This window comes from Arthrobacter sp. MA-N2 (assembly GCF_000517125.1).
GTDB classification, from domain to species: domain Bacteria; phylum Actinomycetota; class Actinomycetes; order Actinomycetales; family Micrococcaceae; genus Arthrobacter; species Arthrobacter methylotrophus.
On record NZ_KI912157.1, the window covers coordinates 323,020 to 341,469 of the forward strand.

The window sequence follows — 18,450 nt, forward strand, 5'->3', positions numbered from 1 at the left end:
TAAAAAGGAGGAAAAAGATGCTGACCGTCAAAGATGTCATGGTCCCCGAGGTCGTTACGATCTCCCCTTACAGCACCCTGCGTGAGGCGCTGTCGACGATGAAGGAGCGCCAGGTGAAGAGCTTGGTGGTGGAGCGCCAGCACGCCCATGATGCCTACGGCATGCTCAGCTACAGAGAACTTCTGGACACCGTTGTTGCCCAGGACGGAGATGTGGACCTCCTGAACGTCTACGACGCAGCCACGATTCCCGCAATCACTGTCAACGAGGACCTGTCCGTCCGCCAGGCAGCGGCCCTGATGAGCCGCTATCACCTGAGCCGACTCGTCGTGGTCGAAGGAAATCAGCTCGTTGGGCTGCTCGCCATGAATGACATCCTCGCCCGGCTCATGGACGAACTGACCTGACCCTACTGCGCTGACCAGGACATCGACACGGAACATCTTTGTCCGGACTGAACGATGACTTACCGTATGGACAAGAACTCGCCGGATGCCCGCACCCGGATACATCCTGTTCGAATTCTGAAGCAGGAAAATCCCCAAGCTGCCGTCTTGAAAAGCAAAAGCTTTTCGAGACACTGTTCAGGGCGTCGGGAGGAGCCAGTGCCGGACTGAGAAAACCGGGCTGGCTGATGTCCCGGAAACACGTCTCACCGTAAATCGTCTCAGCATAGCCTCGTGACGGACTTTTTGAGTCAGAATGGCCTGATGAGGCAATTGGGCTACACGCGGGTGAGTACTTCGAACCAGGATGCCCAGCTGCAGCTCGACGCTCTGCTCTCCGTCGGTGTGCAAAGGCGCGACGTCTTCGCCGACGTGACCTCGGGAAGTAAGACGGCGATCGAACGGCCCGGGATGAAGAGGCTCCTCGAGCACGCCGAGGAGGGCGACACCGTCGTTGTGTGGCGGGTCGATCGGCTGGGCCGGTCATTGATCGACGTGCTGAACACCGTGAACCTGCTGCGCGAACGCGGCGTCCAGGTCCGATCCATCTCAGACGGTATCGACCCGGCGACCTCGACAGGTCGATTGATGCTGAACATGCTCGCCACCTTGGCCGAGTATGAGCGCGAGCTGATCGTCGAGCGGGTCAATGCCGGCATCGCCGCCGCCAGACAGAACGGAACGCGCTTTGGCCGGCCACTGACGGATCCGGTTGTCATTGCGGACAAGCTGGCGATCGCGCAGGACGCCCGGGCCAAGGGACGCACCGCGGAAGACGCCGCCCGTCTCGTTGGATGGAGCCGTGCCACTCTCTACCGCCACCAGCAAGCTCTCGCCGCCCGCGAGAGCACCAGAACGTAGGTAATCCTGAACGGCGATGAGCGCTGGAAAGTCCTTCGACTCTACGTCGAGGACCAGATCCCGCTTGCCGCCCTTGCCCGCGAAACCGGAATCAGCACCCGGACTCTTCAGCGCTGGCTCCGGCTCTACCGAACTGGTGGCGGGAGTGCTCTTGACCTGCATCCACGCGCCGATGCCGGCATACGTCGCATAGACCCAGGAATGGTTAGGTTTATCGAGGGACTCGCGCTGACCAGACCGCGCCCGAGTATCGCAACGTTGCACCGACTTACGGCGGCCGAAGCGGGCAGACGAGGCGTCCACGCGCCGAGTTACTCCGTCGTCCGCAAGATCGTCCAGGCACTGGACCCCGCCCTGGTGACCCTGGCTCTCGAAGGTCCCGCATCCTACCGGGACCGGCATGAACTTGTCCTTCGCCGCCGCGCCGACTGCCCAAACCACATCTGGCAAGCGGACCACACCCAACTCGACATCCTCATCAACGGCGCCAATGGCAAACCTGACCGGCCCTGGCTGACGACAGTGATGGACGATTACTCCCGGGCGCTCTGCGGCTACACCGTCTTCACCGGTGCGCCCTCAGCGCTTAACACAGCTCTCGCCCTCCGGCAGGCTATCTGGCGCAAGAGTGATCCCAGCTGGGCAATGTGCGGACTGCCCGACATCCTGCACGTGGACCACGGCTCCGACTTCACGAGCCACCATCTTGAACACACTGCCATCGAGCTGCACATCCGAGTCATCCACTCGACCATCGCCCGGCCGCAGGGCCGGGGAAAAATTGAGCGGTTCTTTGGCACCATCAACACCGAAGTTCTTCCCAACCTCCCCGGACACCTGGGGCCGGGGAGGTTGGGAACCTCAGCCCGCACTCGATCTCCCCGGACTTGATCGCGCCATCGGAGGCTTCGTCACCGTCTACAACGACCGGCCTCACAGTGAGGTCGGTATCTCACCACGGGATGCTTGGGTCGCCGATGGCTGGCTTCCCAGGATGCCCGAAAGTCTGGAGGACCTCGACGGACTCCTCCTGACAGTTCCAAAGAACCGAACCGTGCAACGCGACGGCATCCACTTTCAAGGCCAGCGCTACCTCTCACCCACGCTGGCGCCCTTCGTGGGGCAAACCGTCACCATCCGCTACGACCCCCGGGACATCTCCGAGATCCGCGTCTACGACCACGACACCTTCGTTTGCGTCGCGGTCGATGAAGACCACCCCAACCTTCGTCTGAGTCTGCGGGACATCGAGGCTGCACGGAGAGCGCGCCGGAAAGAACTGCGCCGCACCATCAACGACCGTATTCCATCAGTCATCAGCCGTGAAGAACCGCACATCACTGAACCAGTACGGCGCCGGCGCCGACTGCGCACCTACGAAGAGGACTAATGATGAACACCACCTTCATCGTCACCAAAGAACACCGGCGCTTCACCGAGTTCGCCAATGCAGTCCGAAAAGAACGAACAATAGGGATCTGCCACGGAGATGCCGGAGTGGGTAAAACACTCTCTGCGCGCCGCTACGCCAACTGGGATGATCTGGAGCCTTACATCACCGAATGGGGACCACGCGGCGACCAGGACGAAAAGCACTACACCCTCGCCAACCGCTCCCGCGCCGTCTTCTACACCCCAGACGTACTCTGCCGTCCCAAAACCCTCATGGATGACATACACCGATACCAGGTGAGAATCGGCTCGTGCATTGACGAACACCTGCACAAACTCGATGCCGCACCACGTTCACTGAACAGAGTCACCACACTCGTGGAGCTGCTCATCATCGACGAAGCCGAACGGCTAAACGCGACAGCCCTCGAACTGCTCCGTGACAACCACGACCGAACACACCTGCCGATGATCCTCATCGGCATGCCCGGCATAGACCAACGATTCCGGCACTACCCCCAGCTGTACAGCCGGCTCGGCTTCTCCCACCGATACCGCGCCCTTGGCAGAGACGAGCTCCTCTTTGTCCTGGACCGACACTGGAAACGCCTCGGACGGACCCTCGACCCGGATGACTTCACCGACGCCCAGGCAATCGCCGCAGTAGAACGCATCACCCGAGGCAACTTCCGTCTCCTCGAACGGCTATTCCCCCAGATCACACGCGTCCTCAAGATAAACCAGCTCGAAACCATCACCGACGACGTCGTGGAAGCAGCAGCAAGCATCCTCGTTATCGGGAACTAGCGACACAGAGCGAAAACAGAACGCCGCCACCTATCGAACAAGTCCACAGAAAAAGGTCAAGAAATCGCTCTTACGCTAGTCAAAACTGGTTGCCGAAAAGAAAGCCGGTCAAAAGGGTATAGAGAGGGTTTTTGACGTGTCCAGGAACATAGTTGGCTATGCGAGGGTCAGCACTCGGGGTCAATCGCTTGATTCGCAGGTAGATGCGTTGGTAGCGGCCGGGGCAGTGCGCGTCTTTCAGGAGTACGCCTCCGGTGCTACCCAGGCAAGGGCACGTTGGAAGGATTGCCTGGATTATCTGCAGCCGGGCAACGTGCTGTTGGTCGCGGACCTGACCAGGTTAGGCCGTAGTACCTCCGACCTTGCGGATATCGTCACAGTTCTGGGTCAGCGGGGGATAGGCTTCCGTTCGCTGGCTGAGCCCTGGTTGGATACAACTAGTGCCCACGGCAAGCTGATCTTTGACATGTTTGCTTCCCTTGCGGAATACGAAAGGTCACGGCTGTCGGAAAGAACGAAGGCTGGGCTGGCTGCTGCTAAAGCGCGAGGCCGGCTCGGCGGCCGCCCGCGGTCGATGACGCCAGGGAAACTGGAAACGGCTCGGCAGTTGCGCAGCGAAGGGAAGACTTTGAAGGAGACGGCTGAGCGGCTCAGCGTCAGCATTTCCTCCCTGACTCGGGCCTTGAGCCGTAACGACGTCGTGCCAGAATCTGTCCCTGAAGCCGCATGACTTAGGGGGAAGGCTGTTTGTTGGAGCTTAGCGATTACGACACTGTCTTTGCCGAGGCTGTCTATACCTTCGTTCAGGTTTGCAGGCAGCGCGGTTATGCTCCAGAGCCGGTCCTTCTTGCCGACCTCGGGAGGGTTCCAGGAGTCTATACCGGGGAGGTTGGGCTGGGGTGGAGTTTCCGGCTTAAGGAGACCGATGAGTTGCATGCTGTCACTGAAGGTGGAGCCCTTTACAAGGCTACTCGGACGTGGAGGTTGGATCGTAAGCCCTCATGGCTTCAGCAGCTATCGGGCAGTAGTTTCCTGATTGTCACGTCCGAAGTCCAAGTCGATAAAGCTTCGCAACTGCGGGTGGGCATCATGAACGGCCTTCTGCAATTCCTCGAGGAAGAAAGACACTGACATCGCCCGCACCCCCTACGTTCATTTAGTGGGTGGGACTCGGGTGAGTTCCTGAAGGGGAAAGCCTCCCCGCTGGTAAGTCTCGTTCCATTGACCTGACACCCCACTAATACGGGTAGTTTGTCAGGGGCCTCACATAACATCCCTCTAATGGGCGCTATGCGCGGAGCTTTAGATGGGGGAAAGTTGTGAAAGCACTTGAGAACTGGCCGGCGCTTATGCCCGACGAGCGTACCCAGCTTGGTCTTTCGCGGAGGGCGCCTAAACCCGGTACTACTGTCGCGGCCAGGCATCCAGAAGTCTTGGACATGTGGGACGACGATAATGCCTTCGGCCCAAATGACATTCCCGCCTCTTCACCTGTGAAGGTGCGTTGGGTGTGCGGGCGAGGGCACAAGTTCGTCGAGTCAGCAGTGGTCCAGTGCGGTGCGGCATCCGGCTGGCGCCGGGACGCTGGCGGATCACGTTCATGCTTCACCTGCGTGGGGGAGCAGCTGCACGGATGGGTGCGGCTTGGATGTGGTCACGAAGTCATTGCCAAGCCCGGCTCCGAAAATATGGCCATCTGCGGCTCATGCCGGGCCGCTTCCTTCGCTACGAAGAGAACGGTCAAGGGTCCTAAATACCCTGTCGGGACGGTGATCCAATCGCGGAATCTTACGACTTCCCAGACTGAAGAGCAGGTGCGGGCAAAGCTCGTTGCCGCCGGGTTCGCGGTTCATAAAGGACGTAGCGGCATACAGTGTGGGCAGGAACCGCGCCTCAGGAATTTCCCCATCCTCACGCCAGATATCCTGATTTCCAAGACCAAAGTATGCGTGGAAGTTGACCCCGCCCATACTCATGCCGGCAAGGAACGGGAGGACAACACCCGGAACCAACTCCTCGCCGGCGCGGGATGGAAAGTTGTGCGTCTGAGGCTCGGCGGTCTTGGCGCCATCGGGGACCATGATGTGCTGGTCGAGTCCGAAAAGGTTACGAACGAGGCAATGGAGGCCCTGGCAGCAGCGGTCGCCGAAGCAGTTGAAGGCCGGCCTGGAATCGTTCGAAGAATCAGGAAAAAGGCCCCAGCCGTCGTCCGGCAGAAGTCTCGATTGGGTGCCATCGCCCAACACAAACGTTACGACAACGGCTTCCACGTCTCGTGGCAGCTGGATTCGGGGCGGGTTGAGCGGATGGTGGCGATGGAGAACGGACGCTACTTGGCCACCCAAGAACGCTGGGAAGCGCCGAAGTTTATCTGCCCCCTGGGCCTGCATGAGCTGCCAAGACAACAGTGGCGCGATGCTCTGCAGGAAATCTTGGGAAAAATGTCAGAGAAAGATTTCATGCCAAAGTCCAGGTTTCCTTGGGGAGATGAGCTATTCATCGGAGAACAGGCATCGACTGTGCAAGTTCATCCGAGGTTATATTTAGGCGCGTCAGCATGGGATTTGACGGCCAATCTAGCTGGCGTGGACGCTTTTACCGAGCGCGCGATATGCGCAGGCAGAGATGTTCAGGCTGAGCTGCACCCAGAAGCCGTCGAACGCGGCTGGTTCATTGCTGCCGTGGGGCAACACAAGGGAAAGCGCGGCGATTACCAGGTTATCCAACTTCGGATGGCCGGGGCTCCAACGGAACTCTCAAGAAGTTGATGGCCTCGAGCCTATGAGGGGTCCCCGTTCTTCTGGCTACGCTCAAGTCTTTTGTAGCAACGGGACTTCCGGCACCGATCACATTGGCAGTTGAGGTTGCCGTAACCGTTAGGAGTTCCATGCCGAAATTTCGATGACCGCACCGTACCGAAAGTTGTCTTCGTGGCAGGCCATTGTGGCGCGGGTTGTGGGACAACAAATGGGTCAGCTGGATTACGTGGCATTCGCCAAATTTGGTCGGCCAGGGGAGTTTCCCTGTTGGGGTATCCCGATTCTAAGGAACTGGGACACCCATTCTGAGGCATTAGTAGCGCGCCTCGGCTCGCCCCTGGTGGAAGGCCATGTGCGGCGGCTACATGTTTCGGAGCAACTCTGCCTCAGCGCGAATACGGGCGATGCACTCAAACGCTGTCAGCTCATCGGAATGGACGGTTTCGGTCCATCCGCTTGTCCGGATCATGTCGTCGGGTCCGAGCCACATCGGCAATCCGAGCTCCACACGCCACCAGCGCTTGATGGCTCCTTCGACAGCGCGAGCATGGCGGCCGTCGCTGAATAGCTCGAGGTTGAGGACTGTCCACCCATCGGCCTTGAAGTGATCGAGGCGGGGCGTGCCCACGTTGGTGATGCCGACTTTGAATGATCGCAGTGTTTTGTGTTCCAGAAAGTAGACGTAACCGGGCTCCCCGGGGTTGAAGCCACCACCTTCGGAGCAGAACGGGCACCCCTGCCCATGAGACCGATTATTCACCGTCGATTTCCACTCATGACCCTTTTCGCAGAGCCACCACCGAATGCTGTTCGAGTATTGAGTGATGTGCGAGGGTGATACTACTCCGTTCTTGGTCGGGTGCCAGGAACGAGATACGAGGGGCTGCCGGGTCGCAAGGTCGTTGTAGCCAGCGAGAGTCCTACGGTTCGCGCACACCGGGCATCCGACACCTTGCCCTGTGCGGCTCGAAACAACAGCTTCCCATTCATGGCCGCAATCGCCGAGCCACCATGCCTTCTTGCCGTTGCTGATTGTGACCTCGCTGGGGAGGCGGCCGTTGTTCCTGGTGGGATGCCACTCAGTTGCAAGGTCAGGGCGTACCGTCGCAAGGTCGTTGTATCCAACGAGGATGCGCTGACCTGCGCAGGTCGGACACCCGGTGCCGCTCGAAGCCCGTGAGTTTCCAGTCGTCTCCCACTCGTGGCCGTGCGGGCATTGCCACCAGATCTTCTTGCTTGTGCCGGCGACGACGGTGGACGGCGTGAACGGGGCGTTCTTAACCGGGTGAAACTCGGCGACCAGATTCGGGTGCGTGGTAGCCATGTCGTTGTGGCCTGGCACTAGACCCTGTGACACACGGTCCGGGTCCATGACGCGCTTGCGTACAGGCTTTCCCTCGGCTCGTCGGCGACGCTTCTCGGCCGCGAACTCGTCGCCCCGCGGAACCTTGCAGACGGGGCAGCCGTTCCCGTTAGCCCGATTCAGAATTTTCGCGAACCACTCGTGGCCGTTTGAACATATCCACCAGGCCTTGGAATTGGACTTCGGCGCGACCGCGGAGGCTGTGATGGTATTGCGCGTCGGGTGCCATTGGGCTGCGAGGTCTGGGAATTTCGTTGCCAGGTCGTTGAAGCCCGGCAGAAGCCTTACTCCTGCGCAAAACGGGCAACCGGCGCCGTTGGCGCGGCCGCTAATGTTCGTCTCCCATTCGTGCCCAAGGGAGTCGATCCACCACGCCTTCTTCCCAGAGCTGCGGGACACTGCGGTGGGAAGGATCTTGCCGTTCCTGGTGGGGTGCCATTCCGCTGCGAGGTCGGGCCTGAGGGTGGCTAGATCGTTGAAGCCCGCAAGTACACGGACCCCGGCGCAGAACGGGCACCCTTGGCCCAGCAGCCGGTTGTAAGGTGATGACTCCCACTCGTGGCCGCAAGGCCCGACCCACCAGACTTTCTTTGGGGACCCGGCGCTGAGCGCGGCGAAGTCAATCCCGGCATTTCGCTCCGCACCAAACTGGTCGGCCAGTTCAGGCGCGACGACGGCGAGCAGGCGGCTCCCTCGTGGCGCCTTTGAAGTTGTCATTCCCTTAGGGTACGGATCGCTACCGACACCTCCGGGTCTGGATCGGGTCTCATGACGGATTGCCGTTCCGAATTCGGGCTGCAAGGTCTCGGAGATCGAGCCTTTGGTAGAAGCGGCAGCGGGACCGTCTCAGTTCTAAGGAAATGGGACGTCATTAGTCATACGTCCCGATATTGTTTGCGAGTGAATATCTTCAACGTCCAGCCGCGCCCTCGTGTGCTCTTCGAAGACCTCCCTCGGGAGCTGCTGACACAAGAACTGTTGGAGCTCGTCCCAACGGTCAAGCTGGTAACCAGCACTGAGATGGTGCACGAAGATGAGTACGACATCCTGGTAACGTTCGCGGAGAATGCCGCTCGTCGTTCGGCGCATCTGCACGTACTCTCGTTTGGAGCGGACACCGCCGGAGGCTTCGTGGAAGACCGAACGAAGTATTTCTTCGTTCGGGATGCGTTCACGCTGGCAAATGAGCTGGCAATCCCAGCCGACGTCCCACCACCCCTTGTCGCACTTTTGAGAACATCAGTGGTTCCCAACATGCCGGAGGGGCACAAAATGACCTGGCGCCTTGTGAAACCTGCGCAGGGTTATAAGGAAACCGTCGCAGCGGGCGGCAACCTTGCCTCGCGGTGCATTCCCCTTGTTCATGTTGGGGCAAAACAATCCGTCTATGCACTGCTTACCGAACGCAGCGGCAAGCTGAACCTAGTCTTGCCCCCAGAAACTCAGCAGCACCTGGGTTGGCTTCGGCTTTTTCTGGACATGGTTGGCAATGTTGATTCAGATAGCGTGCCCCCAGACCTCGACTGGAAAACAAGTGCTCGATGGTCCCCGCCTGAAGTTAGCCAGCACATAAGTGACTTGCAGGCACTGAGACAGGCTCACCAGGAAGCCCTCACGGAGTTTCAGCGACGGGAACAGGAAATACAAGCTCAGCTCGACGAATCGACGCGCTTGGCGGACGAAGGAACCCGCAGGATTCTCACTAGTGACGGCGATGAACTAGTGGAGGCAGTAACCGCAATTCTGGAAGACCTGGGATTCACAGTCAGAGACATGGACGATCACCACGACGAACGAACCGGAGCGAAGCTTGAAGACCTTCGCGTCCAAGACCCGTCGGATGCTGGTTGGCTAGCTCTTGTGGAAGTGAAGGGGTACGCGAAGGGCGCGAAGGTGAATGACGTCCCCCAAATTACAGGGCGTCCGGCGGTTGCCTACACCAAGGAGACCGGACAGGAGCCGCCCGCCGTGTGGCATGTCGTCAATGCCTGGCGCGGCACTAACCCGTCAACGCGAGTTCAAGCGATTCCCAACGATGACGACCTCCGGCCGCTCACCGAGGCCGGGGGAGCACTCATAGATACACGGGACCTCTATGAAGCGTGGAGGGATGTATCCGCGGGTATAGCGGACGCTGAGTCAGTCCGAGCAAGCCTCAGGGCTGCGAAGACCCGTTGGGGATGGGCGCCTGGCAGATAGCGTGAGTTGGTACCGGCGTTCCGAGTTGTTGGTACTGCCGTTCTGGGGAGTTGGTACTGCCGTGGTCTGTGGGTGCTGCGCTGTGGGTGAGGCGGTGCACTGGGCGCCGCCTCTTCCTATGTGAGGAGGCAGTATGGCCGATTTCAAGGCCATCATGACCCTGGCCGTCGCCGGCCGCAGCTATGACGAGATCGTCGCGAGGGCGGGGTGTTCACGCCGTGACGTGGCCGCGGCGAAGAAGATGATCGCGGCTTACGGCTTCACCGCAGGGCAGATAGGGGCGATGTCCCCGCAGGAGATCGCCCGGTTGTTTCCGGACGGCCGTAAGAGGGTCACGGAGTCATACGAACGCCCGGACTTCGATCGGGTGCTGGCCTCAATGAGGGAGAACCGGCACTTCACCCTCCAGCAGGCATGGAGCAGGTATCTGGCCTCGAGCACCGTGAACGGCGGGAAGAAATACGGGTATTCACAGTATTGCGCCCTGTTCGCCGAGCATGCCCGCGTGAGCGATGTCGTGGCCACACTGCACCACGAGCCGGGCCGGGCGATGCTGGTGGACTGGGCCGGGGACACCCTGGAGGTCGTGGACGCGGTCACCGGCGAGGTGACCGGGGTCTACCTGTTCGTGGCGGTGCTGCCGTATTCAGGAGCGGTCTTCTGCCATGGATACACGGACATGACATCAGCGTCCTGGATTGCCGCCCACGTAGCGGCCTTCTCGTTCTACGGCGGGGTCCCGCAGCTCGTGGTCCCGGACAACCCGGCGACCTCGACCCACCGGCCGAAGCGGGGCGAGTCGGCCCGCGTCCTGAATTCCCGGTACCAGCAGCTGGCCGAGCACTACTCCACAGGGATCGTGCCGGCCCGGGCGAAACGCCCCCGCGATAAGGCTGCGGCCGAGTCGGCGGTGAACGTGGTGAACAAGCGGGTGATCGGTTATCTGGCCGAGGAGGTCTTCACCACGGTGCAGGCCCTGAACGAGGCGATCGGGGCCAGGCTGGTCGAGATCAACGAGCAGATTCCCCGGGCCGATGGCAGCACCCGGTGGGAACGCTTCACCGCCGATGAGTCCGGGCTGCTCCAGGCGCTGCCGGCCGACGGGTTCGACTCGGTGGAATGGAAGCAGCTCAAGGTCGGACGGAATTATCACGTCAGCTGCGATTCCCAGCATTACTCGGTGCCCTACACCTACGCCGGGCAGCTGCTGCGGGTCCGTGTCACCTCCACGACGGTGACCGTCTTCGACGGGGACCAGGTCATCTGTGAGCATGTCCGGCGGCAGGGCCGGAAGGGCCAGTATTCGACCGATGTCGCGCATGCCCCGACCCGTCACCGGGGTATCGACGGGTTGTGGTCCAAGCGGTGGTTCACGGACCGCGCCCGGGGCTTCGGGCCGGCCACCGAGGCCGTCATCGCCGGGATCATCGACCGGCACACTGTGGAAGCCCAAGGCTATCTGGACTGCCAGAACATCCTGGAGTCCCTGGGCAAGCGAAACAAAGCCCGCCTGGAGGCAGCCTGCCAGGTCCTGCTCGACACCGGTGCACCGGGAACCTACAGCACGATCAAACGGATCATGGCGACCATCGACTCCGACACCAAGAAGCCCCGGACGATCACCCCGGCGGCGGCCACCCGCAAACCCGCCGGCGGCGCCGACCCCGACGCCGGCATCCAGGCGGCGGTGCACGTGCGCTCGGCCGAGCATTACCGCCGCGGCGGACAGGGAGGACAGGGCTGATGTTCACCAGCGAGGACCACGAGAAATTCAGGACCCTGCGCATCGCGCACCTGGCCGTACGGTTCGAGGAACTGATCACCGACGAGGCCAATGACGAGCTCACTCCCGAGCAAATCTTCCTCACCGCAGTGGACGACGCACTCCACCAGCGCCGAGCCCACCGGATCGACAAACTCATCCGGGCCGCACGGTTCCCCATCCCGCAAGCCTCGGTCGCCGAGATCAACTACCAGGAAGGACGCGGGATCACCCCGGTGCGAATGAAGCGTTACGCCGCCCACCAATGGCGCCAGGACCCCACGAACCTGCTGGTCATCTCACCAACCGGTGGCGGCAAGACCTACCTGGCCTGCGCGATTGGCATCGCCGCCTGCCAGAGCGGACACACCGTCACCTACACCCGGATGGACGACCTCGCCCGCCGGCTGGTCATCGCCCGCGGCGACGGCATCGGCCACCAAAAGCTGCTCAACGAGCTCTCGGACGTGGACCTGCTGGTCATCGATGACTTCCTCACCGTAGGCATCGACCCCGAAGCGGCCAACGACCTCTTCGCGGTCCTGGCCAACCGGGAACACCGCCTGCCCACACTCATCGCCTCGCAGTCCGGCCCGGCCTACTGGGTCGAGGCCCTACCAGACCGCGTGGCCGCGGACTCGATCGTGAACCGGCTCGCCAACAACGCCCGCCAACTCAACCTCGGCGACGTGGACATGCGACAACTCCGCGACGACAGGGCCCGCGCCCAACCGGACCACTGGGAATAGACCCCACCCAGAACACGGTGCCGGCCCCGAGCAGACCAGCGAAGGGCCGGTACCACGTTCCCGGAACCCCAGTACCACCTACCCAGACCAGCAGTACCAACAGAAGCTATCTGCCAGGCGCCGCCTGAGAGCTGAACATCTGTGCCACATCCAAGGAAGTGGGACCCCTTTACTACCTTGAAAAGTAGGCAGTATCAGGGCGTGCCGTTACCGCTGAAGCCACGACCTGGCCGCGGCCATTTCCAGGCCGCTACTGACCAGGAAGCGATTTGAATGGATGCTGTTTCTGACAGAATCCTTCTATGTCTGCTGAGAAGGAACTTCTCCTGAGGTTAAGAACGGATATAGCGAATCCCAACGTGTTGTCCATCCAAGACGCCGTTATAAAGAACGGTCCTCGTGCTTGGAAGACTGCTGCGCTGCTCACTATCGGAGATAGGTCCACTGGGGAGATAAAGGGACACACGTTTATTGTCCAAACCTGGGAGCGCGGCACTGCAGGTAGCTCCTATCAGTTCCAGAAAAAGGCGGACTATCGGTGGTCCTGCGAGAACGACGAAATAAAGCTAGTGCAGGCGCTCCTTAACGAAAACCTCCCCACCGATGGCAAATTTCTTGTGGTGGAGGAAGGCTCGACGGCGGCACTTCTCGAAAGACTTGCTACCGGTGATTCTGCTTCGGCAGTCTCGCTAGTTTCTGATCTTCTCCGCATGCCCGATGTTCGCGAGGCCATGTCGAAGAGTGACGCTGTGGCAGTGGGGAGTTCACTTGTTACGGCCCAGCGTCGTCGGGTTGCCCTAGCTGTCCTTGAGGCTGCCGTCAATGATCCGGAAAGCAGTGAGCAGGCACTCCAAACAGCACTGGATGATCAATGGTGGCTCTTCGGTGGGCAATTCATTGGACAACACCAAAGGCGGCAGCTCACCGTCCTTGATCAGCTGGATATCCCGCTGTTACGGGCAGATGGCAGTATTCACGTCGTGGAGTTGAAACGGGCACGCGTCCCGAAGCTCGTTGAGCCTTTTCGCAATCACCTGATTGTCGGCAGCGAAGTTCATCAGGCCGTAGGACAAACGATGAACTATCTTCGTGCCCTGGACGAGCAATCCGCTTCAATCCAGCAAAACCTAAATGTTGATGTGAGGCGAGCGACCGCAAGCGTAGTTATTGGTCACCCTCAGTATGTAAACGGGGGCCACGACGCCAAAGCTGTTTCCGAGGCTATCCGGACTTATAACAGCCATCTGTCCAGGGTGCAGGTGATCACTTACGGGGAGCTGATTGACGGAGCAAAGGCGGCGCTAAGGCTTCTTGATGTCCAAGCTGCACCCGCCGTGCATGACCTCGTGGACTCGGATGAGCCGGACCCAGCATCGGGTTGGGAAGAAGAACAACGATTTTGAAACGCTGGTGAGACGTCAGGGGAGCGGCTGAGTCTCAGAGTGCCAAAGCGCTGAACTTTTGCTGATAGACATAAGGCTGGATGTTCGTTTGTGCGGTTATTTCAAGGAGTTTCATGTCCAAGAGTATGTTCGAGGTCTACTTGAACGAAGTGACGGACGAAGGACTCCGAGCAAGGCTGAAGGCCGAATTCGAGCGCACCACCAAGAAGTTTGGGCTCGTCTTTGAGCGGCATTCTCCGGAGGGCATTCGAATGCCCCAGGCTCAGGTCCGTCGCGGTCGCACTGTCATCCGCGAAGCTGACGGTACGTTCCATAAAGTGCGTGCCATCAGCGGAGATACTCTGACACTTGCAGACGAGAACGGGACCGTGATTCAAGAGAAGCTCTCGAACGTCACCGCGGCCCGGCAATTCGGCGAGGTGGTCTTTCCAGGTCTGATAACTGTGGGCTCCGTGCGTACCGGCAACTCTGAAGATCCGGCTCATGTGGTGATTAACGGGGAGAACTTCCACGCCCTTGAAATGCTTGGATACACCCACCCTGAATCGGTAGATCTGATTTATATCGATCCTCCGTACAATACGGGCAACAAAACTTGGCAGTACAACGACCATTACGTCGGTGAGCAGGACAGCTTCCGACACTCGAAGTGGCTGAGCTTCATGGAACGTCGGCTGACGCTTGCCAAGAAACTCCTGAAACCCACGGGCGTCATCATCGTGGCAATCGGCGACGAGGAGCATCATAGGTTACGGATGCTCTTGGACGAGATCTTTGATGATCAGAATTTCCTGGCCAACATCACGTGGCAGGGCAGCGGGAAGAACGACTCTCGATACACCGCTGGTGGCGTGGACTACATGCTGACCTATGCCAGAAACAAGATGGCACTCACCGACGCGGATACTCGTTGGCTAGCGACTAAACCCGGGATTGAGCTTTCTGAAGAAGCAGCGAGAACAGCTTGGGGCCAGGCCGATGGTGACACGCAGCTGGCGACAAGTCTTTTCCGGGCAGCACTAAGGAAATTGAAGGGACAGCTTGAGCCGGCGGTCTTCCGATATGACCAGATCGATGAGAACGGCGAGGTCTATCAGGCCGATAATTTGACGAGTCCCAACCCTCGCCCGACGCTTCGGTATGACATATTGCATCCAGTCACAGGCGCGCCGGTAAAGGCGCCTGCCAACGGGTGGCGTTACTCACGTGACGTGATGGTACGGCTAATAGAGGAGGGAAAAATCCTCTTTGGTCCGAACGAGTCGACGGCTCCAAGGTTCAAGAGGTACTTGAAGGACCAAGAATCTCAGGTGCCCTACCCAACATTTACTCAGACTCGAATGCCTGGCTCGAAACGTCTCGAAACGATTCTCGGAGACAGACGCTTTCCATTCCCCAAAGACCATGAGGTCTTGATGCGTTGGTTCCGCATGGTGGCCCCCAAGGACGCCGTGATCCTCGACTTCTTCGGGGGGTCTGGTACAACGGCTGAGGCCGTTATCCGACTGAACAGCGAGGACCAGGGGACCAGACAGTGCATCCTGGTCACTAACAACGAGCTGTCAGCCAAAGACGATGCCGCGCTGCGCAAAGCGGGTTACCTTTCAGGCTCCTCCGAGTACGAAGCCAAGGGCGTATTTCACCACGTCACGAAGCCGCGCATCGAGACAGTGGTTACGGGTGTTCGCCAGGATGGCTCTACATACTCTGATGGCCTGCCCACCAACGTGGAGTTCCTTGAGCTTGCTTATCTTGAAGAGAGCCGTGTGCACGCAGCACTGGAGTACGAACGCCTGGCGCCCTTGTTCTGGCTGAAGTCTGGTGCGGTGGGCACCGTTGTGCAACGAACCGGGGACTCAGCCTATGAATGGAACGAAGATTCCTCGATGGCCGTCCTGTTTGATGCCGGAAAGGCAGCTGAGCTGGCAGAAGTCCTTGCCGCAAAACAGAACCGGGTAAAACACGTTTTCATCATCACAGACTCCCCCGAACAAGGCGACCTCGCCGGGGAGGCGTTCGGCGACGCGATCACCGTCGAGCCTATCTATGGCTCCTATCTTGACGCCTTTCAAATCAACCGGAGCTCCTCGTGAAATTCACCCTTGCCGACTACCAGTCCGACGTCGTTGAGGAAACACTCAACGAAATCAGTATTGCCGTCCAACGACTTCGCTCCAACAGTGAACGCAAGACAGCGATCGGCATAAGTGCTCCGACAGGCGCGGGAAAGACCGTGATTGCCTCGGCTGTACTGGAGGGACTGTTCTTCGGAACAGAGGACTCTGATCCGCGTCCGGAAACCACCGTCCTGTGGCTGACCGATGACGGAGAACTCAATGAGCAGTCCCGCAAGAAGATCCGGGCGTCTTCAGACCGGATCAATATGAATATGCTCCGGACTGTCGAGGCTGACTTCGACCAAGCGGAGTTCGATCCAGGGCTCGTATATTTCCTAAACGTCCAAAAGCTCGGGACCGGCGCTACCCGCCACATCCAGACCGGCGACGGGCGCAGGTATTCGCTGTGGGAAACTATCGGCAACACCATCAAGCAGCGCGGCAGCGGTTTCATCGTTCTGGTAGATGAGGCACACAGGGGAGCCACGGACCGGAGCCGGCCGACGATCCTGCGACGAATCCTTGACGGGTCGACCATCGAGGTGCCAGGGGGCAACGACACTTTCCGCACGATCGTGAACCCGCCGGCACCAATAGTGATTGGGCTGTCGGCGACCCCGAAGAAATTTGAGGAGGCCATGCGCGGCGCTGCTGGCCGTTCCCTGGTGCAAGTCGTGGCAGACGTCCAAAAGGTGCGCGCCTCCGGTCTTATCAAGGAGCGCATTAACGTCAGCTACGCGCTGGACGACCAGCCCAGTGATGACACCTTGATTCGTCAGGCTGTAGCTGACCTGGATCGTTCCGACCGGCAATGGCAGGAGTGGGCCCGTGCCACGGGCGCTTCGTCCTATCCGGTGCCGCTCCTGGCCATCCAGGTTCCGGACCTTACGTCGGCCGCCAAGATTGGCGAGATTGTCCAGACACTGACCGATGCCTCCGACGCCTTTGATGACGCTGACTCCATAGCTCACGCGTTTGGTGTCCATGCCCCAATCACAACGACCACATGGTTGAGCGGGGTGGAGATGCCACGGGTGGTTCAGTACATTGCCCCAACCTCGATTTCGCAGTCAGGGAACCTGCGTGCCGTGATCTTTATGCAAGCTTTGACCACAGGATGGGACTGCCCCCGAGCTGAGGTTATGGTGTCCCTGCGCAGCGCCCAGGAGCACACGCAGATCGCCCAGCTCATCGGGCGCATGGTCCGCAACCCCTTGGCCAAGAAAATTGAGGAGCCCGAATTCGATGAGCTGAACGCAGTGGATCTGTACCTGCCACACTTCAACAAGGCTGAAGTGGCGCAGGTTGTGAAGTCCTTTATGGATTCGGCGGACATTGAGGTTCCGGTGCAGTTGAATCCAAAGCGCATGACGCGGAATCTGGACGTGCCTGAAGCGGTCTGGGATGCCATCGGTGAGCTGACCAGGGAGCAGAAACCGGTACGCCGGTTTAACTCAAATGTGAATCGTCTGGTACGGCTCGGTGCCCTACTGGATAACTCCAACTTCGAGCACCCCGGAGGGTCTTCCTACACCGAAGAATCTCGCAACGTGGTTGTGGAGACCCTTGCTTCTGTGTACAGCCAAAACAAGGTGGCCATCGACAAGGTTGCGGCTTCGTTGCTCGAAGTGAGCTTTGAAATGGCCACTTTCGACCAGTACAGCGGTGCCAATACCGGGACCATTGCGCGCACGGCCGTTACCAGCCAAAAGAACCTGCGTCAGCTTCTGGAAGAGGCCAAACGACGACTCCCCGACGCCGCCGCTGCCTGGTACAGCACCTCCTTGGTCATCGCCGGCGAGCTGGATTGGGATGAAGTGGTCGTCCGGACCGTCGCCGTGGCAAGGTCCGCCGAGGCCCGGGAAGCGCTGGAAGCCCAATGCGGTGCCCGCGTGGAATCCTGGCGGCGCAACACGGCGGGCTCGGTGGCCCGCCTGAAACCGACGCAACGCCAGGAATTTGAAGCCATCTTTGCACCCGTAGGTTCGGCCCTGACCAGCAAACTCGGTATGCCAGAGAATATCTCCCAGAAAACAGAATTCCTGAACAAGGAAACCGGGCTGGTCGAGGAGCTTCCGTTATATGCGAGCCATCTCTACGCGCTGCCCGACACCAGGCTGTACCCCGACACCTTGACGGGATGGGAAGAGAGTGTCCTTGAAGCCGAGCAGGCCTCCGGAACGCTGTTGGGATGGTATCGGAACCCCGTAGGCGGCAGCCACGCGCTGTCCGTGCACTATCTGGATTCCGAGGTGTCCAAGAATCTCTATCCGGACTTCCTGTTCTTCCATGATGACGGTGATGGCGGAGTAGCCATTGATCTGGTGGACCCGCACAATCACTCGTTAGCTGACACGGCACCAAAGTGGGCTGCCCTGGCACGATACGTCCGAGAGCACGACGACGATTTCCGCCGCGCCGCGATTGTCATCAAGGACCCCGCTGGAATGCTGTCGGCCATCCAGCTATCAGGCCAAACCGACGGAACTCTCGAGAAAAAGCTGGCTGAAGCAACATCCAAGGAAGCCATCGAACAATTGTTCCGTGAGCTTGGCGGAGCTTACTAACAATTGGCAGTGATTGTTGACGGCA

The 18,450-nt window shown here is 59.7% G+C and carries 15 protein-coding genes and 1 pseudogene; 15 read left to right on the plus strand and 1 reads right to left on the minus strand.

From position 1 onward, the window contains the following. Positions 1–17: 17 nt before the first annotated feature. The 9 genes and pseudogenes from A3M3_RS0123160 (at position 18) to A3M3_RS0123190 (ending at position 6,274) form a co-directional block, all read left to right on the plus strand. Positions 18–407 (plus strand): CBS domain-containing protein, encoded by a 390-nt coding sequence (locus A3M3_RS0123160; RefSeq protein ID WP_028268284.1) that lies wholly within the window; start codon positions 18–20, stop codon positions 405–407. Between the two features lie 303 nt (positions 408–710). Next, on the plus strand, positions 711–1,307 hold the full coding sequence (locus tag A3M3_RS0123165) for a recombinase family protein (RefSeq protein ID WP_035743745.1): 597 nt from the start codon (positions 711–713) through the stop codon (positions 1,305–1,307). Between the two features lie 57 nt (positions 1,308–1,364). Then, a pseudogene (locus A3M3_RS29185) lies at positions 1,365–1,451 on the plus strand (helix-turn-helix domain-containing protein); the annotation flags it as partial. Between the two features lie 57 nt (positions 1,452–1,508). After that, complete coding sequence (locus A3M3_RS29190; RefSeq protein WP_231497416.1) at positions 1,509–2,198, plus strand: integrase catalytic domain-containing protein; 690 nt, start codon at positions 1,509–1,511, stop codon at positions 2,196–2,198. Between the two features lie 103 nt (positions 2,199–2,301). After that, the gene (locus A3M3_RS29195; protein ID WP_231497417.1) at positions 2,302–2,697 is read left to right on the plus strand and encodes a Mu transposase C-terminal domain-containing protein; all 396 of its coding nucleotides are present in this window, start codon (positions 2,302–2,304) and stop codon (positions 2,695–2,697) included. Positions 2,698–2,699: 2 nt separating this feature from the next. After that, positions 2,700–3,506: an AAA family ATPase gene (locus tag A3M3_RS0123175; RefSeq protein ID WP_028268286.1), complete on the plus strand. Its 807-nt coding sequence runs from the start codon at positions 2,700–2,702 to the stop codon at positions 3,504–3,506. 136 nt (positions 3,507–3,642) lie between these two features. Then, positions 3,643–4,236 carry a recombinase family protein gene (locus A3M3_RS0123180; RefSeq protein WP_028268287.1) on the plus strand — a complete coding sequence of 198 codons (594 nt, stop codon included), beginning with the start codon at positions 3,643–3,645 and terminating at the stop codon, positions 4,234–4,236. Positions 4,237–4,256: 20 nt separating this feature from the next. Further along, the gene (locus A3M3_RS29200) at positions 4,257–4,637 is read left to right on the plus strand and encodes a hypothetical protein (RefSeq protein WP_231497419.1); all 381 of its coding nucleotides are present in this window, start codon (positions 4,257–4,259) and stop codon (positions 4,635–4,637) included. 482 nt (positions 4,638–5,119) lie between these two features. Beyond that, on the plus strand, positions 5,120–6,274 hold the full coding sequence (locus A3M3_RS0123190) for a DUF559 domain-containing protein (protein ID WP_197023378.1): 1,155 nt from the start codon (positions 5,120–5,122) through the stop codon (positions 6,272–6,274). 352 nt (positions 6,275–6,626) lie between these two features. Here the strand turns inward: A3M3_RS0123190 and A3M3_RS26735 are convergent, their stop codons facing one another. Then, on the minus strand, positions 6,627–8,345 hold the full coding sequence (locus A3M3_RS26735) for a zinc-ribbon domain-containing protein (protein ID WP_051423521.1): 1,719 nt from the start codon (positions 8,343–8,345) through the stop codon (positions 6,627–6,629). A gap of 183 nt (positions 8,346–8,528) precedes the next feature. Here A3M3_RS26735 and A3M3_RS0123200 point away from each other — a divergent pair, with 183 nt between their 5' ends. The 6 genes from A3M3_RS0123200 (at position 8,529) to A3M3_RS0123225 (ending at position 18,425) form a co-directional block, all read left to right on the plus strand. Beyond that, complete coding sequence (locus tag A3M3_RS0123200) at positions 8,529–9,827, plus strand: hypothetical protein (RefSeq protein WP_155854535.1); 1,299 nt, start codon at positions 8,529–8,531, stop codon at positions 9,825–9,827. Positions 9,828–9,960: 133 nt separating this feature from the next. Next, a complete protein-coding gene (gene istA / locus A3M3_RS0123205; protein ID WP_028268291.1) occupies positions 9,961–11,571 on the plus strand; it encodes an IS21 family transposase in 1,611 nt (536 codons plus the stop codon). Continuing rightward, complete coding sequence (locus A3M3_RS0123210; RefSeq protein WP_028268292.1) at positions 11,571–12,338, plus strand: ATP-binding protein; 768 nt, start codon at positions 11,571–11,573, stop codon at positions 12,336–12,338. The genes istA and A3M3_RS0123210 overlap by 1 nt, the downstream gene beginning before the upstream one ends. A gap of 302 nt (positions 12,339–12,640) precedes the next feature. Next, a complete protein-coding gene (locus tag A3M3_RS27175; protein WP_051423522.1) occupies positions 12,641–13,741 on the plus strand; it encodes a Shedu anti-phage system protein SduA domain-containing protein in 1,101 nt (366 codons plus the stop codon). A 113-nt stretch (positions 13,742–13,854) separates the two neighbouring features. Continuing rightward, complete coding sequence (locus A3M3_RS26745) at positions 13,855–15,834, plus strand: site-specific DNA-methyltransferase (protein WP_035743748.1); 1,980 nt, start codon at positions 13,855–13,857, stop codon at positions 15,832–15,834. Continuing rightward, positions 15,831–18,425, plus strand: a complete 2,595-nt coding sequence (locus tag A3M3_RS0123225) for a DEAD/DEAH box helicase (protein WP_028268293.1) — start codon at positions 15,831–15,833, stop codon at positions 18,423–18,425. Before A3M3_RS26745 ends, A3M3_RS0123225 begins: the two co-directional genes overlap by 4 nt. Positions 18,426–18,450 lie beyond the last annotated feature (25 nt).